This is a genomic window from Clostridium aciditolerans (genome assembly GCF_016316925.1).
Taxonomy (GTDB): domain Bacteria; phylum Bacillota; class Clostridia; order Clostridiales; family Clostridiaceae; genus Clostridium_AM; species Clostridium_AM aciditolerans.
Map to the genome: position 1 here is coordinate 17,467 of NZ_JAEEGB010000019.1, position 23,742 is coordinate 41,208.

The following is a 23,742-nucleotide window of genomic DNA, read 5'->3' on the forward strand; positions in this document are numbered from 1 at the left end:
AAAAGAAAATTTGCACTTTTTTAATATTTTAGAATTATTTTTATATACATTTTATGTACATGCTCTTTACAATAATTGAAATAACTGTAATATTACTATATAATACTACTTAAGGCATAATCAAATAAATAATAGACTAGTATTCTCGCATATTTAGTCTCTTATTTCTTTTCATATGCCTAAATAAAAAACTCTAATTCTACAAAATAACTTTGGGGGATTTAATATTGTTTTATAATTTATGCAAAATTTTAATAGTAGATGATGAATACCTATTAAGACAAGGTATAAAGCATTTAGTAGATTGGAACAAAGAGGGATTTGATATTGTAGGTGAAGCATCCAATGGAAAAGAAGCTTTAGAATTGATAGAAAAATTTAAGCCTCATATAATAATTTCTGATGTGGTTATGCCTGTAATGGATGGTGTAGACTTAGCAAAAATAATAAAGACAAGCTATCCTGAAATACAAATAGTAATTTTAAGCAGTTACAGCGATTTTAATTATGTTAAAGACACCTTTAAGTTAGGTGTAAATGATTACATTTTGAAACCAAAATTAAATCCTGAGGAGCTGGTTTTACTTCTAAAAAATATCGCTAATAATATTCCTAATTTCACATTTTCACCATCTAAAAATAGTGCTAACTTAACTATACATCACTTTCTAACAAAATTAATTTCTGGTTTTGATGAAGAATTGGATGAAAAAATTATCCTAAACAACTTTCCTTATGATTCTTTCCTTTTACTAGGAGATAACATAAAAAATCTAACCAACATAAATTCTACTAAACTTGTATCTTTACGCTCTATTTTATCTAACTCTGCAAAAGACTGTTTAGAGGGTTTAATATATTATGAAATAGATGTTTCTAGTGATTTGTTTTTAATTATAATAAATTTTGAAAATGAAAATTATCATAAAGTTTTACAACAAATAAACAGTATGCTTTTAAAGATTTCAAAGGAAATTCCACAAATATTTTTTGTGTTAAGTAAGACTTTTAGTTCCTTGTATGAATTAGAACATATATATACAAATAACTTCAAACCATTGTTTGGATATAAATTCTACTTTGAAAATAAAAATATTATGTCCTATGAAGAATTACCTAAAAATAAAATAAAAGAGAAATTTGATTTCAAACATTATTCTGAGCAAATATACATGCTTAATATAGATAAAGCTTTAAATTATTTAAAGGAATATATGTGCTCATCTATAAAAAATTACAACCTTAATGAATTTGAATTAAAGACGCTTTTTCAAGATGCCTTGTATAATATTATAAATATTTTAGATGAACTTCATTTCAATATGGATGAAATGAATAATTCAAAGATCGAATATTTTCGCTGCATAGACGAAACTAAATCTACGGAAGAATTGTTATCTTTGTTAGATATTATAATAAGAGATATAGATGAATTATTAGCTAATCAGCAAAGTAGATTAAACGATCACAGGATAAATAAAATTATTGAATATATATCTAATCACTATGCTGAACAATTATCCTTAAAACAGGTAGCAGATAAATTTCACTTTAATTATTACTACTTATCCTCCTATTTTAGTTCTCATAATAAAGAAGGATTTAGTGAATATCTTAATAAAATCCGTGTGGATAAAGCAGCTGAATTGCTTAGAAATGAAGATATTCCAGTTTCAGAGATAAGCTTTATGGTGGGATATTCAGATCACAGTTATTTCTGTAAAGTATTTAAAAAGTTTAAAAAACTTACACCAAGTAAATTCAGAAAAAATGTTATAGACCATAAAGAGGGAAAATCATGGCTAGGATTATAGAAAAATTAAAAAGCAATAGCTTATTTTTTAAATTAACATTGATTATGTTAATTAGTAGTATAAGCATTTCTGTTATTACAGCCTTCGCAATAATAAATATTTCAAAAAAACTTTTTATTAATAACTTTAGTATAACAAACACTAAGATTTTAAAACAAATTCAAGCTAATTCTTCGGATTTAAATGACAAAGTCATAAATGTTATAAATACTGTGAATGACAGCTGGGCCTTTAGAAGATACCTTAGTGAATATGATTGTAATCCAATAGAGCAGTTTAATATAATATATAATTTTAAGCAAGATTTAAAAATTAAAGAATCATCTTTAGACTCTGAAAATATTGATTTTTTGTTAATTGGCACTAACAATTCCACCTATATAGGAAGTTCTGCCTTATTAACCACTCCTGTAGAAGAGATTAAAAAAAATAAAATAACCCTAAACTCTCTTAACGCTCCAGATAAGTTGCTATATCAATATAGTAACTCCGGCTTTACCAGTTTAACTAAAAATAATAATTGTGTTATAGCTACCAAAGTATTGCAGGACCGAAATACAAGGAAACAGTTTGGTATGATATATGTAATCATACATGAAAGTGTGTTTAATAAGCTCTATTCTAGTTTCACTACGGAGGGTAATGACGTTGTAATGATTTCCTCAACGGGTACTATCCTTTCTTCTAACAAACATGATCTTATTGGAACTAATAATGAAAACTTACTTAATGAAGCTAAAAAAATACACAATGATAACCTTAAATATTTAAATGTGAATTTAAATAAAAAACATTATACTATCTTAGCAGAGTACATGCCTATTTATGATTTTTATTTAGTTAACATTATAGATACAAATAAAGCTTTAAATGATATGTATAGCATAAAAGAAGTAATTTTTATTTGCAGTATAATAATAGCTATTTCTGTTTCAATACTATTTATGGTTACAAGGAGGACTACAAAACCCTTAAGGATATTAGTAGAAGAAATGTCCAAAATAACTGAAGGTAACTTTAATAATCATATAAATTTACAAGGAAGCTGGGAAATACGAAAGCTAAGTAACTCCTTTAACTACATGTTAGATGGATTAAGTGATCATGTAGAAAAGCTACTGAAGGCTGAAAAAAATCAAAGAAAAGCTGAGTTGTCAGCGCTTCAAATGCAAATTAATCCTCATTTTATTTACAACACTTTGGCTTCAATTAAATGGTTGGTTCTAAAGGGAGATAAAGAGAAGTCTAGTGAGACTATAAATTCCTTTATTTCATTATTACAAAATACTATTAGTGAAACTAGTGAAACTATTACTGTAGCTCAAGAAATAGAGAATCTAAAAAATTATGTTTTTATAAATGAAACTAGATATGGAGATAACATAAAGGTGAATTTTCATGTACTCCCTAACTGTAATGATTATAAAATCCCAAAGCTTATACTGCAGCCCTTTATTGAAAATGCTTTTTTCCATGCTTTTACTGAAAATACGGAAGGACGTATTCACGTATTTATATCTGAAAAAAATAATAAGTTATTTTGCGAAATAGTGGACAATGGTAAAGGCATGAATGAAACACAAGTATCAAGTCTGTATTCCTCTCCTTCTTCTAAACATAAGCATTTTACAGGTATCGGAATTAAAAATGTAGATGATAGAATTAAGCTACTTTATGGAAATGAATATGGTGTGACTATTGATAGTAAAATAAATATTGGTACTACTATAAATATATATTTGCCTTTAATTATAACATAGGTGGCACAAGTAATTTCCAAATGCCTCCTATGTTATAAGAAATCTCCAAATAAATTAGGCTTTATTTCTATATCTCTTATAGAATTGTCATTTCTGTATCTTTATCAAATATATGAATCTTATTTATATTTAAAGTTATTTTTAGATTCTCTCCTATTTTAGCTTCCGAACACCCACTTACTTTTGCTGTAATATTGCTTTTGCCTTTTGATAAATAAATATATGTTTCCGCTCCCATAAGTTCAGTCAGCTCAACCCTTGCCTCTATTACCGTATTTTCACTTTCAGAAGTTACTTCTTCATATATATTTTCAGGCCTTATGCCAAGTACTACTTCTTTTCCTACATATCCCTTGTCCTTAACTATCTTTGCATTGTTCTCGGGCAATATTATGCTCTCTTCATCAAAATTAATATATACTTTTCCATCTGCTTCTTCTAGTTTACACTGAACAAAATTCATTTGTGGACTTCCAATAAAGCCAGCAACAAACATATTTATAGGATTATTATATATCTGCTGAGGAGTGTCAACCTGCTGAATAATACCATCCTTCATTACAACAATTCTTGACCCAAGTGTCATGGCTTCTGTCTGATCATGTGTAACATATATAAAGGTTGTCTGCAATTTATTGTGCAGTTTTGATATTTCTGTTCTCATTTGAACTCTAAGCTTAGCATCAAGATTTGATAAAGGCTCATCCATAAGAAATACCTGCGGTTCCCTGACTATCGCTCTTCCCATAGCTACCCTTTGTCTTTGTCCACCTGATAAAGCTTTTGGCTTTCTATCAAGAAGATGTTCTATATCCAATATTCTAGCTGCTTCTTTAACTTTTTTATTTATTTCAACCTTTGAAACTTTTCTTAACTTGAGTCCAAAAGCCATATTATCATATACAGTCATATGTGGATATAGTGCGTAGTTTTGAAATACCATTGCTATATCTCTGTCCTTTGGTTCAACATCATTAACGAGTTTATCCCCTATATATAACTCTCCCTTTGATATATCTTCAAGACCCGCAACCATTCTTAAGGTAGTAGACTTGCCACATCCCGATGGCCCTACAAAGACTATAAATTCTTTATCTTCTATTTCAAGATTAAAATCTTTTACAGCTTCAACATTACCTGAGTAAATTTTATAGATATGTTTTAATGATAAATTGGCCATAGTAAAATCCCCCATGTGTTTTAATTATATTATTATCTTATAGAAAATTTATAAATAGTTGTATGATTATATTCTTCTCCTGCTTTTAATATTGGTGAAGGAAAATGTTTGTGTTTTAAAGCATTAGGAAAATATTGCGTCTCAAGACATAGTGCGCTATTTTTAGTGTATTTAGCGCCCTCTTTGCAATATTCAGACTCGTCAACATAGTTTCCAGTATAAAACTGTATACCTGGCTTAGTTGTGTAAACCTCCATAACTCTCCCACTAGCTGGATCAAACACTTCTCCTGCCTTTTCTCTAGTTGAGTTTAATACCCAGTTATGATCATAGCCATTGCCAAATACTAACTGTTCATAATCAGTAAATATCCCTTCTTCTACTGTAGTTAGCTTTGTGAAATCCATAGGAGTCCCCTTAACATCCCTTATTTCACCTGTAGGGATACTATATCTATCATTAACTGTAAATTTATCTGAATTAATCATTACTTCATGTTTTAGAATATTTCCAGATTTATGACCGGACAGATTGAAATATGAATGGTTTGTTAAGTTTACTACTGTATCCTTATCTGAAATTCCATAGTAATCAATTTTAAGAGCATTATCATTAGTTAATGTATATGTAACTTTAACGTCAAGATTTCCTGGATAACCTTCCTCGCCATCCTTACTAGTATAAGAAAGTTGAAGGGATTCATCCTGTTCTTTTGTTACTATCTCTGCTTGCCACACAACTTTATCAAAGCCTATAAGTCCACCATGAAGCTGGTTTTCCCCTTCATTTTTTGTTACATTATAAGCTATGCCATTAATTTCAAAACCTGCATTTTCAATTCTGTTGGCATGACGTCCTATGATTGCACCGAAATATGGCCTATTCTTTAAATAGCCCTCTAGTCTATCATAGCCTAGCACAACATCATCGAACCTACCATTTCTATCAGGAACAACAATAGAAACCACTATTCCACCGTAATTTATTATTTTGACTTCTGTTCCCTTACTGTTAGATAAAGTAAAAATGTGTATTTCAGTTCCATCTACTAAATTGCCGAAAGAATTCCTTGTAATTGTCATAATACACTTCCCCCAAGTTCATAAGTATCTGTTCTTAATAAAATTTTTATACCATACGCTAGCAACTTTCTCGTATTATAAGCTTTGTCGGTATGACTACCTTTTTACTAATTGATCTTTCACTTTTTAATCTCTCTAATATCAAATCAACTGCTGTTTCCCCCATAAAATCTGTATAGGCCTTAACAGTGCTTAATGCAGGTGTCATATACTTAGCTGTAGATATATCGTTAAATCCAATAATGCTTATATCCTTAGGAATGCTAAGTCCAGACTCAATTACTGCCTTATATGCACCTATAGCCATTGAATCACTTGCTATGAAAAAGACCCTTGGTGGATTCTTTTTTGACAGTGCCTCCTTCATTAGTCTGTATCCATCAGCAGGAGTATAGTTTCCTAATAGCATATTGTTGCTGTTATAGCTACCGATATTTTGCATATAATCTATATAAGTTTCTTCTCTATAATCTTTTACCTTGTCCTTGCCACCATTTATATATTCTTCTCCGCCTATATAGAAAATATCTTTATGTCCTAGTGAAATCAAATAATCTAATGCACTTGTTACAGCTTTTCGAAAATCTATAACTACGGAATCGTATAGTTCTTCATTTGGAGATGAATCTACAAAAACTATATTACTAGTTGATATATTAAATTTTTCTATATCAGAGTTTGCAAATTTACCTATAGCAACTATGCCATCTAAATTCTCCAGCTTATCATATTTATCGCCTTTGTTAACCCTTGTAAAATAAATATGTTCATCTAGGCATCGCTTTTCTATTCCCATTCTTATAGATAAATAATATGGGTCCTCTAATTCCTCTTTATCTGAGTACCAATATACAATTCCAATATTTAAAAAATCCTGTTTTTTACTTTTTCTTTCACGAAGCGTTACGTAGTCTAATTGCTCAGCAATCTCAAAAATTTTCTTTTTTGTACCATCCGAAACATTTATAGTTTCATCAAAATTTAAAACTCTTGAGACAGTAGCTATAGAAACTCCTGCTTTTGCCGCAATATCCCTTATGGTTGCCATTTACATGACCTACTTTCTTATCAATTTTAAAAGTTAAACAAATTAATTATAATAGGTTGATAAATTTATCAAATGCCTTTTGTCCTTGTTCCGTTCTTTTAAAGACCCCAGCGTGTTCAAGTACCTTTAAAAATTTAAGGCCTACTTCCCTTTGAAGTATTTCCTCAACCTGTTCACTATTTATACTACCGTATTTACTAATTAGTTCTCTGCACCATTCTTTATGCTTTAACAGTTCTTTCTTTCCATTGATTTGTTCAAGCTCATTTGTATTTACTAGATAATTTGATAACTCTTTAAGCTCAGACTTTAACCTAGCTGGTAAGATTGCCAATCCCATAACCTCTATTAGACCTATATTCTCCTTCTTTATGTGATGTAGTTCTTTATGAGGATGGAAGATTCCTTCTGGATACTCTTCTATTGTTCTATTGTTCCTTAATACTAAATCTAGTTGAAAACTTTCATCCTTCATTCTTGCAATAGGAGTTACTGTGTTATGTGGTATTTCCTCTGTATTAGACAATATTTCAACTGTTTCATCTGAGTAATTCACCCACTCTTTATATATATGATATGCCGCTTCAATTACCTTTTCTTTATCTTGTGCCTCCAGTCTAATAACAGACATAGGCCATTTAACTTTTCCAGCCTTTACGTTTTTAAATTTTTCTATGCTAAACTCTTTCTCAACCTGTGCTTTTGCCATAGCAAATTCATAGTTTCCCCCTTGAAAGTGATCATGAGATAAGATAGATCCTCCTACAATTGGTAGGTCTGCATTTGACCCAATGAAGTAGTGAGGAAATCTTTCTACAAAATCCAATAGCCTTATAAAGGTTTCTTTTGAAATTTTCATAGGATGATGATTGTCTTTAAGTATTATGCAGTGTTCATTATAGTATACATAGGGAGAATACTGAAGAAACCATTTTTCATTATTTAAGATTATAGGAATTATTCTATGATTTTGTCTTGCAGGATGATTTAGTCTTCCTGCGTACCCCTCATTTTCCTTGCATAGTAAACATTTTGGATATGAACTAGAAACCATATTTCTTGCAGCTGCAATAGCTTTAGGGTCCTTCTCAGGTTTGGATAAATTAATAGTTATGTCCAAATCTCCATATTCAGTTGTTGTTTTCCACTTTAAATCTTTTTTCACCCTATCATTTCTAATATAATTAGAGTTTTTACTTAAATTATAGTAGTAATCTGTGGCTTTCTTTTTATCTTCAAAATATAACCGGTTAAAGGTCGCTATAATTTCAGAAGGTCTCGGAATTAGGCACCCCATAATCTTTGTATCTAGTAAATCTTCGTAAACTACTCCTCTGCTCTCTAAAATACCTTTTTCAAAGCACCAACTCAATATATTTTTAAGTATTGGGTCAGGGGATTCGTGGACTTGTTCTTTTACTTGCATCTTCTCTATATCACTGATAGCTAAAACTTCTAATATCCTATTTCTTGTATAAACCACATCTTCTTCACTAATCAAATTTTTATATAAACCATATTGGAGCAAGCTCTCTATTTCATAAGAAATGTTTATATCCATAAATAATCCCCTCTTCCCTGTTCTTACTCTCCTTTTATTCTTCAAAGCCATTTTTATGAGTATTATGGAAGTTCCATGCTGATTTAATTACTTCCTCAACATCTGTAAATTTAGGCACCCACCCAAGAATCTTTCTAGCCTTTTCGCTGGATGCTATTAATACTGCCGGGTCACCTGCACGTCTTTCTGCAATCTCAGCTGGGATTTCGTGTCCAGTTACCTTTCTTGCTGCATCAATCATTTCTTTAACAGTAAAACCGCTGCCACTTCCTAAGTTAAATACATCGCTGTTATATCCCTCTCTTAGCTTTTCAAGTGCTAATATATGCGCATCTATTAAGTCTATTACGTGTATATAATCCCTTATGCATGTGCCATCCTTTGTTGGATAGTTATCACCATATACCATTATTTTTTCACGTTTCCCTAATGGAACTTGTAAAATAAGTGGTATGATATGTGTCTCAGGATTATGATCTTCTCCAATTAATCCATTTTCATGAGCACCTGCCACATTAAAATAACGAAGGGATATATATTTTATTCCATGGGCAATATCTGCCCATTTCATCATTTTCTCCATAGTAAGCTTTGTTTCTCCGTAGGTATTTGTAGGATTAGTTCTATCTGTTTCTAATATTGGAATACTTTCCGGTTCTCCATATACAGCTGCTGTTGATGAAAAAACTATTTTCTTAACATCATTCGCCACCATAGCTTCCAAAAGTATTTGAGTACCATGAACATTATTGCTGTAATATTTAAGAGGCACTTGCATGCTCTCACCCACTAGTGAATTAGCAGCAAAGTGTATTACTGCATCTATTTGGTTTTCCTTAAATACATTATTTAAAAAATCAAAATCTCTTATATCTCCTTCATAAAACTTTGCTTTCGGATGAATTGCCTTCTTGTGGCCCGTTTGTAAGTTATCAACTAAAACAACCTCTTCGCCCCTAGAAATTAATTCATAAACACAATGTGATCCTATATAACCTGCTCCTCCACAAACTAAAACACTCATTTTAATTCAACCTCTCTTCTTTAATTTAACTTTCTTGCTCCATCTCCAATGTTTACAACATAAAAACTTGCTTCATAACCTATTTTTTCAGCATAAGATTCTCCAACATTTTTAATAAAATCATCTATATAGTCATTTTTAACTATGCTAACTGTACATCCTCCAAAACCAGCACCTGTCATACGTGAGCCTACAACTCCCTTTTGATTCCAAGCAATCTCTGCTAATGTATCTAATTCTACGCCTGTAACCTCATAATCATCTCTTAGGGAAACATGAGAGGCATTCATTAATAAACCGAATGTTTCTATATCCTCCTCCTGTAAAGCCTTAACAGCTTTTATAGTCCTTTGATTCTCACATATTGCATGTTTTGCACGTTTTATATTTATGCTATTCTTTATTAAATGCTTATGTTTATTAAATTCTTCTTCTGTTATCTCTCCTAATGAATTTATTTCTAGTTTTTGCTGCAAGCCCTTTAAAGCTTCTTCACACTGACTTCTTCTTTCATTGTATTTTGAATCAGCAAGACCTCTAATTTTATTAGTATTAGCTATAACTATAGATGCATCCTTTAAGTTAATTCTAGCATAAGTATAATTTAAATTGTTAGTATCTAGTAAAACTGCACAATTTTCTTTACCCATACCTATAGCAAATTGATCCATTATTCCACAGTTTACCCCGATAAATTTATTCTCAGCAAGCTTGCTTAATTTAACCATTTCAATCATATCTAAATCAAACTTGTATAAATCCTTAAGTATTACTGAAGTAACTAATTCTATAGACGCTGAAGATGACAACCCAGCCCCATTTGGTATATTGCCATAAAATAATATTTCAAAACCTTTATTTATACAAAAACCTTCCTGACTAAATGCCCAAACTACTCCTTTAGGATAATTTGCCCAATCATGTTCCTTTTTCTTTACTAGTTCATCTATGCTAAATTCTATTATTCCTGTATCCTCAAAGTTTTTTGAATATACACGAATTATCTTGTCTTCTCTCATCCTCGCAACAGCGTAAGTTCCAATAGTTAATGCACATGGAAAAACATGCCCACCATTGTAATCAGTATGCTCCCCTATAAGATTTACTCTTCCCGGTGCAAAATATACTGCCGTTCCTGACCCATTACCAAAAATTTTTCCAAAATCAATTATTAATTTATCCTTCATTATACACATCCCCCTATTTTCATAGAAATATATAGCTAGAAACTTGCTCTATACCTGCTGACTTAATATACATAGCTTTATAACTTTAAAATTAAATATTAAATATTGAATATTAAAAATCAAAGTTTTTCCATATCTAACTTCAGTTTATCATCTTTTTACTAAACATTCAATTATTTTTACTAAAATTTTTACTAAATAATTGTCAATATTTTCATAACAGTGGCCCCCTTTATTGAAAAATAAAAAAACATGTGATACTTGTAACATTTATCCTTGTATCACATGCATTCTTTATTTACTACATCTTAGCTTTGCTAAGTGCATCCTCTACTGCTTGTTTAATTCCATTACTACTTCTAGTAGCTCCAGAAACTCCATCTACCTTTGTAGATTGAGCTTGAATTATTTCATTTGGTACTATAGAAAATGGTTGCTCTGCAAATCTTGGTGTTTCATTATTTGAAGCTATTTGAATATCTTCTATTTTACCATCTTTTATTGTAACTTCTACTTCAAGATTAGGTCTATATCCTCTACCAATGCCGGTATAAACTCCGTCCTTATATTTTTGTTGTTGATTGTTTGTAGATGAACTATTTTTAGTTGTTACACTATTGTTACTTGAGTTATTTACATTATTACTATTATCTATAGAATTATTATTTGAGTTATATGTGCTTTCATTATTATTTGTTTGTAAATCATTCACATTCTGACGTTGTGTATTTTGAGATATTGATGCAGTAGGCATGTCCTTACTTACAAAATTAGTTCCGGAATACAATGCAGTAAATCCTCCAATAGCAACACAGGTCGCTAGCATTGGGCTAACATGTTCTCCACATATTTCTGCTTTAGTATTTTTTCTTGGACATGCATCTATACATTTAAAACAATTTATACATTCCCCACTCTTTATCTTGTTATGCTTATACATTTGTATACCCATAGAACAGTTATTAGTACATAATCTGCAATTTCCGCACTTATCCCTTTTCTTTAAAATATCAAAAATTCTAATTTTAGATGTTACTGCAAAAACTGCTCCTAATGGGCATAGGTATCTACAGAAAAATCTCTCTATAAACATTGCTCCTATTATTATAAATACTAGAAAAATTAAACCTATAGTGTATTGAGATATTGCGTCACTAAAGTTAGGTATTTGCGCAAAGGCATCCCATGGACTAGAAGTTTCAAACAATGTACTCCCTTTAGTCCAAATAAAGTAGACTATAAATAATAGTAAAATATATTTCAAGAATTTTAAAATTGAATCCAACTTTTCATTCACTTTAAACTTTATTTTAAATACCTTATTTGAAATTATATAAATAAAATCATTAAAAGTTCCAAAAGCACATAACCATCCACAAAAAAATCTTCCAAGTATAATAGTAATAGGTATTATAGTAATTACCTCTACTAATTTAGGAATAACTTGATAAAAGCTAAATTTTCCTGATAATATTGCTAAATATATATCTCTTATTTCACTAAACGCTAATATAAATGCTCCTGGAAGGAGTATTAATCCTAAAAGTTGTACAACGATTCTTGTTATTTGAATTTTAGATATCTTTCTATTTAAATTAGCCATCCTTATCCTCCCTATATTTCTTAGATTGCTACAAAAATTATTAATTCTTGTTATACTTCTTTATCAAATTATTAGTTAACATAAATAAAATCTTTAATTATAGGAACTTGTTCAGCATTTCTTTTAAACCACAGCATAATTTACCTCCCAATTACTTATCCACATTCTTTATCCACATTAAAAATTATATAAGACTTATCTTAATTTAAACTGAGAGTTACCTTAAAGAATTCTGAGAAGGATGTTAACAAATTTAAAACTTAAATTTAGAAATTTAAAATCTACCGAATTTAAAATAAATATATTTATTTTTAAAGTCGTTGAATGTAAAAGTTATTGTTGATTTTCAGCATCTGCTTATGTTTTAATTGTTTTTAATTAAAACAATTAAAATAAATAAGTATATCGCAGTACATAATAGATATAAAAAGGAGATAGTTTTATGACCTCATTACTTGAGAAACAAATTAATATTCTTGTTGTTGATGATGAAGAAAGTATAGTTGAATTTATTAAAATGGGATTAGAAGCAGAAGGATTTACTGTGCATACTGCATTCGATGGAAATGAAGCTATTTCTCTTGCAAGAGAATTAAATCCACACATAGTTATACTAGATATTATGCTGCCAGGGATTAACGGTTATGAGGTGTGCTCTGAGATAAAAAGATCTATAAAGACATCAATTATTATGCTTACAGCCAGAGATGATATAGATGATCGTGTAAAAGGCTTAAACTTAGGTGCAGATGATTATATGGTAAAACCCTTTAGTTTCAAGGAATTATTAGCTCGAATCAATGCCAGATTACGTAATAGTTTTCCAGACCTGACTAATATAATTAGCGTTGGAGATTTTAATATAGATGATGGCGCCCATGAAATATCTTTTCATGGAAATCATTTAGAGCTTACCCCTACTGAATATAATCTACTTAAATATTTACTTATTAATAATGGATTGGTTTTAAGCAAGTCTACAATTCTTGAAAAGGTTTGGGGATTTGATTTTAGTGGTGAAGTTAATATTGTTGAAGTATATATAAGATATCTACGTGATAAAATTGGCGACAAAGAACATAATATTATCCGCACTGTACGTGGAGTTGGCTATAAGGTGGTAATATAATGAAAAAACTAAAAAGCTCACTGAATACTAATAGTCTTCAATGGAAGCTATTATCTCGGTTCTTTTTAATATTAATGCTCTTATTAGTAATAATGGAAGCATACCAATATATGACTTTAAAGCAGTATTTATATAATAGCAAAGAGCAGGTTTTAGACGCTCGTTTTCATAATGCTGGAATACCTAACTTGCAGCAAATTCAAACACCAGAAGCTGTTATAGAAAGTGCATCCTCCATCATAGAAAAGATGGTTGATGTCAATATGAGTGTAGCAATTATAGATAGAAACGGAAATCGTATAGCAGGTACCTCTAAAGTCGAAAATTTTAAGGGACATGGTGGTATCGGACCTAATGAAGGTACAGATGAAATTGGCGTTCCTGCTCCTCATCCTATTCCTATTCCTCTCCCTCTCCCTATCCCCCAATTATCTCAAAATGATTATATAAAACTACTTCATCAACATGGGACTTTAGAGGGATATAGGTTAATTAGAGATGAAAATAAAAATTTGCAAATAGTTGCTTGGCGTAAAATTGGAGATCTTAATTCGCCCTCAGGCTTAATTCAAATTAGTATTTCAGCGAAACCTGTACAGGACCTACTTTTCCATCAACTATATATATTTATTGGAGCTTCAATATTAGTATTAATTATAGGTAGTATTGTTGGAGGAACTGTTTTTAAGTATACCCTAAAGCCGCTGCATAATGTTACTAATACCGTTGCTAAGATTGATGTAGAACAATTAAATATGCGTTTACCGTCAGAAACCGGTCAACTGGAAATTGATAGATTGTCATCTGCTTTTAATACTATGCTTGAACGAATAGAAACCTCTTTTGAAAAAGAACAATATATTAAAGAAAAAATGAGACAATTTATTTCTGATGCTTCTCATGAATTAAGAACCCCCCTTACTTCAATTCATGGCTTTGTCGAAGTCTTATTACGTGGTGCCGCCAAAAACGAGAATCAGCTAAACTTAGCATTAAATAGCATTTTGATAGAGAGTGAACGTCTCACTAAGTTAGTTAATGATTTATTATTTTTAGTTAAATTAGAAAAAAAAGTTCCTGTTGAAATGGATGTAGAAGATATTGAAAATATTATTGAAGAAGTTTATCCTCAACTTCAAATACTTGCTTCTGATAGAAAGATTGATTTACAGTTAGAAAATAATTTATTAATTAATGCTAATAGAAATCAGATAAAACAAGTGATTTTTAACTTGGTGCAAAATGCTGTACATCATACTGATGAAAAAAATGGAGTCATTACCATTAGTACGAATTCCATAAAAATTGGTTCAGATAACTTTGCAGTTCTAAAGATAAAAGATAACGGAACCGGTATCCCTAAGGAACACCTAAATGAAATATTTGATAGATTTTTTAGAAGTGAAACCCACAGATCTCGTAAGCACGGAGGTTATGGATTAGGCCTTTCTATAGTTAAATCTATAATAGATGCCCATAACGGGAGGATTGAAGTAAATAGTGAATTGGGGAAAGGTACAGTCTTTACTATATACTTAACTCAAATAAGTTAATATAAAAAAAGCATGTGATATTTATATAACATTTGGTTATAAATCATATGCTTTATTATATTTCTACTACAGGGATTTTATATATACATTTTTAGATAATTCTCGAAGTCTATCCTCATCTAATATATATATTGTTTTATCCTCACATTTTATAATTGATTTTGATTCAAGCTCTTTAAAAGTTCTATTCAAGTGCCTATAGGTTGTTCCTAAGAATTGAGCTATTTCTAAAAATGATGAATTTAAAACTATATAGTTTTTATCTGTTATATGCTCAACTAAATAGCTAGATAATCTATTTATAAGCGGATATACGAAGTTGTACGAACTATTATTAATAGTTGCATAAAGTTTTTCGCTTAAAGAGTCTATTAAATGGTGTAAAAACTTTATATTATTTAAATATTTTTTTCTAAGTATATCTGAAGGTAGTGCTATCAAATAACTATCTTCTACAGCATCAATGTTGCAAAGTATAGGAATGTTCTTTAAAAGCTCTAAGTCTCCTATAGTATTAAAGTCTTTATAGAACTTTAAAAGCATTGACTTACCATTTTCAAAAAGATAAGAAATTTTGATTTTCCCATCCACAAGCAAATAGTAATATTCAAGATTAGACTCTGCTTCTAATATATATTCCTCTTTTTCATAAAAATGAAGTTGTGCATGCCTTAATATATCTTTATCAAGTATGTTTTCTATATTATGCTTAACAATATAATGGTTTAAAAGATTATTGTCTGAAATTTTTTTCATAAATCCTCCTTCACATGACATATGTCATGTGCAAACCTATATAAATATTATATTTTATTTATATAGCATTGTAAATCTTAGGAGGAATTAATATATGTATAAAAATCTAGCTCTCATAAATGGCGTTATACTTGCCATAATGGTTTTTTTTAACGGCATGCTAGCCAGTATAACAGGACCTTATATGAGCACATTAATATATCACGTACTGGGATTATTATTGATTATATTTATATCAATAATAAAGAAAAATAAGCTTTCAAATTTAAAAGAAGTACCGCTTATATTTTTACTGCCAGGTATACTAAGTGTTATAACTATACTTTTAAACAATATATCTATACCTAAAATAGGTGTAACACTTGCTGTAGGCGTAGGATTATTTGGACAACTAGTAATGTCTAGCTTTGTGGAGCATTTAGGATTGTTTGGAATGCCAGCTAATAAGATAAAGAAGGAAAAAATATTAGGACTTTCAATAATTTCACTTGGAATAATATTTATGATTACTATGTAAGGAGTCTAAAGTCTTAAATGGACTTTAACGAGTAGACTAACCCATGGGAACCGTCTATTCCACCAGTGTTCCGAATGGAGGGAGAAAAAATGTTGTATATATTCTTATCATTTCTAACTGGAATAACAATAGTTATAAATATGATGTTAAATGGAAAGCTTGCTCAAAGGGAAGGTATGATAAATGGAGTTTTTATAAACTATTCAATGGCTACTATTTCTTCTATTATGCTCTGTGCTGTTATGATAAAATCCATGCCAGCTTATTCGTCTATAGGGGCTATTCCCCTACCGTATTTTTTAGGAGGTCTTATAGGAGTTTTAACAACTTATTTGTTTAACATTATAGTTCCTAAAGTGCCAGCGGTATATATAGTTATACTCCGCTTTATAGGTCAAATGCTTACAAGTGCGATTATAGATTATATATACTTAGATATTTTTTCTAGGGGCAAAGTAATAGGAGGGTTATTATTTCTTATAGGACTTATAATTAATGCAAAAGTTGACAATAAATATGCACAAAAAAATCTTAAACTAAGTGAGAATGTTTGAGAGCTTTAAATTATTCAGTAATCCAAGGCTTTTTTATAAAAAAGTATGTATGTTATAATTATAAAAGCTAACTATATGGAGGGAATTATTATGAAATACGAGATTATAATATTTGATGCAGATGATACTTTATTTGATTTTAAGAAATCTGAAAGAGATGCTTTTAAAAATGCTATGCTTGAATTCGATATCGAATATGATGAAAATCATCATTTAAAAATATACCAAGGTATAAATACAGCTATATGGAAAGAATTTGAGGAAGGACTTATTACTCAGGAAAAATTAAAGGTTGAAAGATTTAAAAGATTATCAGATAGCTTAAATGCTGGATTTGATGAGGTGGAATTTGCAAAATCATATATGAAGCATTTAGCTAATGCATCCTTTTTATATGATGATAGTATAGACCTTGTAGAAAGTCTTCATAAAGATTATAGACTTACTATAGTTACTAATGGTCTTAAGGATGTTCAGGATAAGAGAATAAGAAAATCTATTATAGCAAAATACTTTGAGGATGTAGTAGTATCTGAGGAAGTCAAGGTATCAAAACCAGATCCTAAAATATTTGAACATGCTTTAAACAATATAAAGCATACTGACAAGAGCAAGGTATTGATAGTAGGGGATAGCTTAACCTCTGATATACAAGGCGGAATAAATTCTGGTATAGATACCTGCTGGTTTAATCCTAATAAAATTGTAAATAAAGCAGGGATAAAACCTACCTATGAGATTTCTAATTTGATGGAGCTTAAGGATATACTTGAAAAATAGATATAAATTAAGGAAGAATTATAATAGAACAAAGCATGTGGATTATAACCTTTTGTTATAAAGCCTACATGCTTTTCTTATTTCACGACATGTTACAAACTCTTCAAAATCAAGGACCCTAGTTATTTTTTCATTATAATTAACCCGATAATACTTACAATTATTCCTATTACATTGGTAAAAGATAGATGTTGTTTATAAACACATACACCAAAAAATATTAATACAATAGTTGTAACAACATTTGCAAAAAGTGGTGCAATATTTATACTCCAACCACTTCTATATACTAATAAGTATCCTATTTCCAAAACAAAAATAGCAGCTCCAAGAGCATAACTGGCCCAATTTAACTCTTTAAATGACCCTATTATATTTTTATCTGGAAAAAATATAATAGCAATAAAAGAAAGAATTAATGCTATTGTATATGTTACAATCATTGATGTGAAAGGATTTACACTCCCATCTATAGACTTTTGACTTATATTGTACAATACACTAGCGAAAACTACTAATATTATAGAAAAATAATAAATTTTTACCATCCCCTTCTGAATAAAAATGTTTCTTAATGGCCTTTTAATTATTTTTATGCTTTAATCCATTTAATTTCGTATTCATTTAAACTATTATTCCATTCATTAGGGGCTTCTACATCAGAAACTATTACATCAACATCCTCAATATCTGATATTTTGTAAAAATTTCTTACTCCTATTTTAGAATGGTCAGCAACTATAATAACTTCCTTAGCGTTTTCCATTATCTTTTTTGATAAATTTGCTTCATTTACATCATAGCCAGTTAGTCCATTTTGCAGACTTACTCCTCCAACTCCAATAAAGGCCTTATCTACATAAAAGTTATTTAAAAGATTTTCACTTATAGGTCCATAACATGATAATTGATCCGCATTTATTTCTCCGCCTAGAAAAATTATCTTACCATCAAAAATTCCTTTATTTTTTAAGTCTATCATTATATTTAGTCCTGCTACTGTATTAAGCAAAATCGTTATATTTTTCTTATTTTTTATATGATAAAGTATTTCACAAGTTGTAGTTCCCGCATCTATAGCTATTACGTCGTTATCATTTATTAAACTCGCTGCTTTATTCCCTATTCTTTGTTTTTCCTCTCTATATACATCTTTTTTTTGAATATGAGAAGGTTCACGTTTATCAAATGAGATTTTTATTGCTCCACCATGTGTTCTTTTTAATTTATATTCCGCCTCTAAAGCATCTAAATCCCTTCTAATAGTTTCTGTAGTAACTCCAAACTTTTTTGCAAGCTGAGTAACGGATACTTTGCCGTAATTGTCCAATTCATACAATATAAGATTTTTTCTTTCATCTAAAAAAACTGTCAAGTTAATCACCTTTATCCAATATTTTTAAGTTTATTTCTTCACAGCTACATTATACCTTAATATATTTGCTATGCCTATTGCTCTTTTTTTAGTTTATACAAAGATTATTTTAGTCCTATGAACTTTTCCTTTAACATTTTTTCACTAGGAGCTACCCCTAGTATTCTGCATATCGTTGGCGCAATTATTAATTGATTAACCTCAGAGCAATCGGCATCAATAAATTGCTCTCCTATAGTCCACATAGGAACATGCCTTTCATCATCTTCTATTCCTCCATGAGTATAATCTTTGTTCATGCCATGATCAGCTGTGACAATAATATGGTATCCTTCTCTCATCCATATGGGAATATGATTTGCTAATACAGTATCAACTTCTATCGCTTTTTTCCTATATTCTTTAGAATCACTAGAATATAAGTGTCCAGCTAAATCGATATTCATAGGATGTATTAACAAAAAGCTTGGATCATAAGTTTTTCTTATATATTCTGCATCTAAAAATAAATGACTATCTGGATAGGCATCATCAAAGTAAAACATACCATTTTGGATATTCTTTGTTGGATCATTTTGAATCCTATCTTCTATATAATCGAATGGGGATTTGTTATAAAGCTCGCTTACCCAGTGGTATGCAGCTGCACCTGTTTTTAATCCTGCCTTTTTTGCTATACTAAATATACTCTCTTCTTTAGACCTTCTATTTATATTGTTGTTGGTAATACCATGCTCTATGGGGTTTGTCCCAGTTAATATAGTCTCATATAAAGGTCTAGACATACTGGGAAGAGCTGATACTACCTTATAAAATTGAGCTTTTTTCATTTCTACAAGATGATTCATAAATCCCATTCTAGATTTACCTGTCTCATAATTTAATCCATCTAGCACTACCAATATTAACTTATTCATTGTGACCTCCACTCATCTCTTTTCACTTCATTTATGCTGAAAGAAAAATACATTGCTTCTTAGGTACAAATATATTTACTTTATCTCCTAATTTTATATCTTCACTGCCTTTAATATCATTATTAATAGCATCTATATTCATAATAAGATCATCTTTTCTAGCTTCATATCTTATTATGTTTCCTATTACTGAAACATCCGTTACTTCACAGCCTTTTAATTTATATTCAGCTTCTTCTCCAAGTTCTTCTTTTGTTATTTGTATCACTTCAGGTCTTATTGCAACTTCATTAGTATTTATTCCAATCTTAAAATGTTGTTCAAATTCATTTTTATTAAGCACATTATAAGTTCCTATAAATCTTGCTACAAATGAAGTTTTAGGATTATTGTATATTTCTTTAGGCGTACCGCTTTGTTCAATGATTCCATTATTCATTACATACACTTCATCAGAAATAATCATCGCTTCTTCTTGGTCATGTGTTACAAATACACTTGTTATATCCAGCTCTCTTTGTATTTTTTTAATTTGCATTTGTAAATTTTTTCTTATCTTTCTATCTAATGCACTAAGTGGCTCATCGAATAGTAATATTTTAGGTTCTAATATTATAGAACGTGCTAAAGCAACACGCTGCTGCTGACCGCCTGACAGTTCATGAGGATATGCATGCATTTTATTTTCTAACTCTACTAAACTTAAAGCTTCTTTAACTTTTTTATCTATATCATTTTTGCTCATTTTTCTTAGCTTTAATCCAAAAGCTATGTTTTCATAAACATTCATATTAGGGAAAAGAACGTACTGTTGAAATACCATTCCTACATCTCTTTTTCTTGGTTCCATGTTTGTTATATCTACTCCATCAACCATGATGGATCCACAATCTATGCTCTCTAGTCCAGCAATGCTTTTTAAAAGCGTACTTTTACCACTTCCACTTGGACCTAACAGTGTGATTAATTTTCCTTTTTCAATACTTAATGAAGTTTTCTTTAATACCTTTAAATCTCCAAAACTCTTTTCAACATCCTTTATAACTAAATAACTCATTTTATTCCACCTCTATTTTTGTACTTTTTTCACTTCTATACTTTTACTTAAATTTAATGCAATATAAGAAATTACTAAGACGATTATAAAATATGTGGTAACCAGTGCACTTGCAATATGACCAGATTCCCTAAGCATTTTATATAGCATTATTTGTATTGTTTCATAACGTCCGCCAATAAGAAGATTTACTAATGCAAATTCACCAAACAATGTTGAAAAGGATAATAAAATCGAAACTTTTATTCCTGGTAAAATATTTGCAACAACTACTTTTGTAAATGCTTGTATCTTTGTTGCTCCTAATAACTCACAGGCTTCAACTAATTGTTTAACATTTATATTTCTTAAACTATTTCTAATTCCCTGATACATAAATGGAAGTATAAATACTGAATAAGCAAATATAAGCATCCATACTGAATTACCAAGAGTATTGAAATATAATTTAATCAATGCAATTGAAAGCACTACTCCTGGAATTACATAAGGTAATAATACAATAGTTTGTAATATCTTTTCATACTTTGGTAAATACACTGTTATTACAAAAAGTGCTAACAATATAGCAATCAAGCTGATTATTATTGGAACTATAGAGACAAATAAGGAACGCCCCATAGCATACCAGAATCTTGTATCAGAAAATAAACTTTTATACCAGTTTAAAGTATATGCTGGAGGTAATATTGTTTTATACCATTCAGTTGCAATCGAATATGCAAAGGTTGCTATTATAGGAGTTACAAGATAGAGTATAAGTAATCCTATTATTACATAATGCAACCAACTTTTCTTTTTCATAATGTTATCCTCTCCTAATGTATTTACTCATTTTTTCATTTATCATCATGGCGCTTATTGTAGTTATTCCGAGTATTACTGCTAGCGCTCCAGCAAGCTCAGGATTAGGCATAATATCACCAACTACTAAGGAACCGATTCTTATAGTTAGCAAATTATAATTCCTTCCTACTAATGCATAAGCAGTTGAATAAGCACCCATGGCATTGGCAAATAAAATACTTAAAGTTCCAACTATGCTTGGAAGTAATACTGGTATTCCGATTTTAGCCCAGAATTGAGATGAGTTTGCACCTAATAACATTGCTGATTGTCTCCATTCTTTTTTTATGCCTAAAAATGATGGATATAAAAGCATTATAGCTAGAGGTATTTGAAAATATATGTAGACAATAACAAGTCCGATCCATGAATATATATTAAAACTACTTAATGCATTTAATCCTAAATGCTTAAATAATAGAATAAACATACCTGTGTTTCCAAGAAGTATAATATATCCAAAAGCTAAAGGAACCCCTGAATAATTTGAAGTCATATTTAAAATTGTGATAATACGATTTTGTCCCTTTTCACTTAACTTGGAAATAGAATAAGCACATATTAAAGCAATTATAATTCCAATAAAACTAGAAATTAAGGATATTTGGATACTATTAGTTATCCCTTTTAAATAAAAGGCATTTGTAAGTGCAGTTTTATAGTTTTCTAAAGTAAAGCTGCCACTGCTGCTTTTAAAACTGTCTAAAATCATCATAATACTTGGTAATAACAAAAATAATAAAGTTACTACTGCAAAAGGTACTAAGGCTTGTACTATAAACAATAATGTTTTTTTATTTTTATACATTTAATTACCTCTTTCTGATAGAGTAAATATGGTTTAGGTAATAAAAGATTTAATCTTTTATTACCTATGTAAGATAACTATTTTATATTAACTAAAACTTGCTCTTGCCATAATTGTGGAAGAGTTGTTTTTGTTTTGTTCCATGCATTATAGTCTACTGATTTAACATTTTTATATTGATCATCTGGTAATAACTTTGCTTTAACATCATCTGGAAGTTTAACATCTGTTCTAACAGGTTTAGCATATCCTTTTGCTAAGTTAATTTGTCCTTCATCACTGAAAATATATTCACGAGTTAACTTTGCAGCATTAGGATGTGGAGCATATTTATTTATTATAGTTGTATATCCTGTACGAATACTTCCTTCTTGTGGAATACATACATCAAATCTCTTTGCATCAATCTTATCTCTATAACCTAATCCATTAAAATCCCATACTAGAGTAACTTGAACTTCTCCTTTTTCAACACTTGCTAAATCATTTTTATTAATAACCAATCTTCCCTGCTTAGCAAGTTTTGCAAAGAAATCAAGACCTGGTTGAATATTATTTTCATCTCCGCCAAAAGCTCTAGCAGCTGCTAAAACAGCCATTTGTGATTGATTACCACCAGCTACGTCATCTATAGTTACTTTATAATCTCCATTTAAAATATCATGGAAAGATTTTGGAGGGTTTTTAACTAAATCTTTATTTGTTAAAATAGCCATTGTTCCTGTATAAGCTACCATCCAGTTACCATCTTTGTCCTTTGCCCAATCAGGTACACTGTTCCAGTGTGAAGTCTTATATGGTTGTGCTACCCCTTTTTCTACTGCTATAGGAGCAAACGCTGCACCCATGTCACCAATATCAGCTGTAGCGTTGTTCTTTTCAGCGTCAAATTTTGCAATCTCTTCAGCACTTGATAAATCTGTATCTGAATGATTAAGTGAATATTTTACTTTTAAGTCATTCCATGTATCCTTCCAGTCTGCCCAACTATCTGGCATACCAACACTAACAACTTGTCCTTCTTTCTTCGCTAAGTTAGTTAATTCTTCAACACTAACATTTTGTTGTGTTGGCTTGTTTGCACTTTCTTGTACCTTTGATCCACAGCCAACCATTGAAGTAGCTATAATAGTTGATGCAAATAATACCGTTAAAACTTTTTTAATATTCATTAAAAGACCCTCCTAAAAT

The 23,742-nt window shown here is 30.0% G+C and carries 22 protein-coding genes; 7 read left to right on the forward strand and 15 right to left on the reverse strand.

Annotation, left to right across the window (positions count from 1 at the left end):
- Positions 1 to 227: 227 nt before the first annotated feature.
- Together I6U51_RS15955 and I6U51_RS15960 are read left to right on the forward strand one after the other, a co-directional pair.
- Entirely contained in the window at positions 228 to 1,814 is a 1,587-nt protein-coding gene (locus I6U51_RS15955) for a response regulator transcription factor (protein WP_211143585.1), read from the forward strand.
- Positions 1,799 to 3,574: a sensor histidine kinase gene (locus I6U51_RS15960; protein ID WP_211143586.1), complete on the forward strand. Its 1,776-nt coding sequence runs from the start codon at positions 1,799 to 1,801 to the stop codon at positions 3,572 to 3,574. Before I6U51_RS15955 ends, I6U51_RS15960 begins: the two co-directional genes overlap by 16 nt.
- A gap of 76 nt (positions 3,575 to 3,650) precedes the next feature.
- On the opposite strand, the gene I6U51_RS15965 is transcribed toward I6U51_RS15960, so the two are convergent.
- The 7 genes from I6U51_RS15965 to I6U51_RS15995 all read right to left on the reverse strand — a co-directional run bounded on the left by I6U51_RS15965 (position 3,651) and on the right by I6U51_RS15995 (position 12,259).
- Positions 3,651 to 4,754 carry an ABC transporter ATP-binding protein gene (locus I6U51_RS15965; RefSeq protein ID WP_211143587.1) on the reverse strand — a complete coding sequence of 368 codons (1,104 nt, stop codon included), beginning with the start codon at positions 4,752 to 4,754 and terminating at the stop codon, positions 3,651 to 3,653.
- Positions 4,755 to 4,786: 32 nt separating this feature from the next.
- A complete protein-coding gene (locus I6U51_RS15970) occupies positions 4,787 to 5,836 on the reverse strand; it encodes an aldose epimerase family protein (protein WP_211143588.1) in 1,050 nt (349 codons plus the stop codon).
- Between the two features lie 58 nt (positions 5,837 to 5,894).
- On the reverse strand, positions 5,895 to 6,884 hold the full coding sequence (locus I6U51_RS15975) for a LacI family DNA-binding transcriptional regulator (protein ID WP_211143589.1): 990 nt from the start codon (positions 6,882 to 6,884) through the stop codon (positions 5,895 to 5,897).
- Positions 6,885 to 6,930: 46 nt separating this feature from the next.
- On the reverse strand, positions 6,931 to 8,445 hold the full coding sequence (gene galT / locus I6U51_RS15980) for a UDP-glucose--hexose-1-phosphate uridylyltransferase (protein WP_211143590.1): 1,515 nt from the start codon (positions 8,443 to 8,445) through the stop codon (positions 6,931 to 6,933).
- Positions 8,446 to 8,479: 34 nt separating this feature from the next.
- Positions 8,480 to 9,469 (reverse strand): UDP-glucose 4-epimerase GalE, encoded by a 990-nt coding sequence (gene galE / locus I6U51_RS15985; RefSeq protein WP_211143591.1) that lies wholly within the window; start codon positions 9,467 to 9,469, stop codon positions 8,480 to 8,482.
- 20 nt (positions 9,470 to 9,489) lie between these two features.
- Positions 9,490 to 10,656, reverse strand: coding sequence for a galactokinase (locus I6U51_RS15990; RefSeq protein WP_211143592.1), 1,167 nt, complete (start codon positions 10,654 to 10,656; stop codon positions 9,490 to 9,492).
- Between the two features lie 301 nt (positions 10,657 to 10,957).
- Positions 10,958 to 12,259 (reverse strand): FMN-binding protein, encoded by a 1,302-nt coding sequence (locus tag I6U51_RS15995; protein ID WP_211143593.1) that lies wholly within the window; start codon positions 12,257 to 12,259, stop codon positions 10,958 to 10,960.
- A 442-nt stretch (positions 12,260 to 12,701) separates the two neighbouring features.
- Here I6U51_RS15995 and I6U51_RS16000 point away from each other — a divergent pair, with 442 nt between their 5' ends.
- Entirely contained in the window at positions 12,702 to 13,388 is a 687-nt protein-coding gene (locus I6U51_RS16000; RefSeq protein WP_211143594.1) for a response regulator transcription factor, read from the forward strand.
- The gene (locus tag I6U51_RS16005; protein WP_211143595.1) at positions 13,388 to 14,941 is read left to right on the forward strand and encodes a sensor histidine kinase; all 1,554 of its coding nucleotides are present in this window, start codon (positions 13,388 to 13,390) and stop codon (positions 14,939 to 14,941) included. Before I6U51_RS16000 ends, I6U51_RS16005 begins: the two co-directional genes overlap by 1 nt.
- Before the next feature lie 66 nt (positions 14,942 to 15,007).
- On the opposite strand, the gene I6U51_RS16010 is transcribed toward I6U51_RS16005, so the two are convergent.
- A complete protein-coding gene (locus I6U51_RS16010; protein ID WP_211143596.1) occupies positions 15,008 to 15,697 on the reverse strand; it encodes a Crp/Fnr family transcriptional regulator in 690 nt (229 codons plus the stop codon).
- A 94-nt stretch (positions 15,698 to 15,791) separates the two neighbouring features.
- Between I6U51_RS16010 and I6U51_RS16015 the strand changes: the two genes are divergently transcribed.
- The 3 genes from I6U51_RS16015 to I6U51_RS16025 all read left to right on the forward strand — a co-directional run bounded on the left by I6U51_RS16015 (position 15,792) and on the right by I6U51_RS16025 (position 17,548).
- Complete coding sequence (locus tag I6U51_RS16015) at positions 15,792 to 16,214, forward strand: DMT family transporter (RefSeq protein ID WP_211143597.1); 423 nt, start codon at positions 15,792 to 15,794, stop codon at positions 16,212 to 16,214.
- Positions 16,215 to 16,303: 89 nt separating this feature from the next.
- Positions 16,304 to 16,768, forward strand: a complete 465-nt coding sequence (locus I6U51_RS16020) for a DMT family transporter (protein ID WP_211143598.1) — start codon at positions 16,304 to 16,306, stop codon at positions 16,766 to 16,768.
- 90 nt (positions 16,769 to 16,858) lie between these two features.
- Positions 16,859 to 17,548: a YjjG family noncanonical pyrimidine nucleotidase gene (locus tag I6U51_RS16025; protein WP_211143599.1), complete on the forward strand. Its 690-nt coding sequence runs from the start codon at positions 16,859 to 16,861 to the stop codon at positions 17,546 to 17,548.
- 122 nt (positions 17,549 to 17,670) lie between these two features.
- Here I6U51_RS16025 and I6U51_RS16030 read toward each other — a convergent pair whose 3' ends face one another.
- The 7 genes from I6U51_RS16030 to I6U51_RS16060 all read right to left on the reverse strand — a co-directional run bounded on the left by I6U51_RS16030 (position 17,671) and on the right by I6U51_RS16060 (position 23,723).
- Entirely contained in the window at positions 17,671 to 18,096 is a 426-nt protein-coding gene (locus I6U51_RS16030) for an EamA family transporter (protein WP_246517387.1), read from the reverse strand.
- 44 nt (positions 18,097 to 18,140) lie between these two features.
- On the reverse strand, positions 18,141 to 18,923 hold the full coding sequence (locus tag I6U51_RS16035) for a DeoR/GlpR family DNA-binding transcription regulator (protein ID WP_211143600.1): 783 nt from the start codon (positions 18,921 to 18,923) through the stop codon (positions 18,141 to 18,143).
- Between the two features lie 104 nt (positions 18,924 to 19,027).
- Positions 19,028 to 19,840, reverse strand: a complete 813-nt coding sequence (locus tag I6U51_RS16040; RefSeq protein ID WP_211143601.1) for an alkaline phosphatase family protein — start codon at positions 19,838 to 19,840, stop codon at positions 19,028 to 19,030.
- A 31-nt stretch (positions 19,841 to 19,871) separates the two neighbouring features.
- Entirely contained in the window at positions 19,872 to 20,897 is a 1,026-nt protein-coding gene (locus I6U51_RS16045; RefSeq protein WP_211143602.1) for an ABC transporter ATP-binding protein, read from the reverse strand.
- Between the two features lie 12 nt (positions 20,898 to 20,909).
- Positions 20,910 to 21,701 carry an ABC transporter permease gene (locus I6U51_RS16050; protein WP_211143603.1) on the reverse strand — a complete coding sequence of 264 codons (792 nt, stop codon included), beginning with the start codon at positions 21,699 to 21,701 and terminating at the stop codon, positions 20,910 to 20,912.
- 4 nt (positions 21,702 to 21,705) lie between these two features.
- Positions 21,706 to 22,551 carry an ABC transporter permease gene (locus tag I6U51_RS16055; protein ID WP_211143604.1) on the reverse strand — a complete coding sequence of 282 codons (846 nt, stop codon included), beginning with the start codon at positions 22,549 to 22,551 and terminating at the stop codon, positions 21,706 to 21,708.
- 77 nt (positions 22,552 to 22,628) lie between these two features.
- Complete coding sequence (locus tag I6U51_RS16060; protein WP_211143605.1) at positions 22,629 to 23,723, reverse strand: ABC transporter substrate-binding protein; 1,095 nt, start codon at positions 23,721 to 23,723, stop codon at positions 22,629 to 22,631.
- Positions 23,724 to 23,742 lie beyond the last annotated feature (19 nt).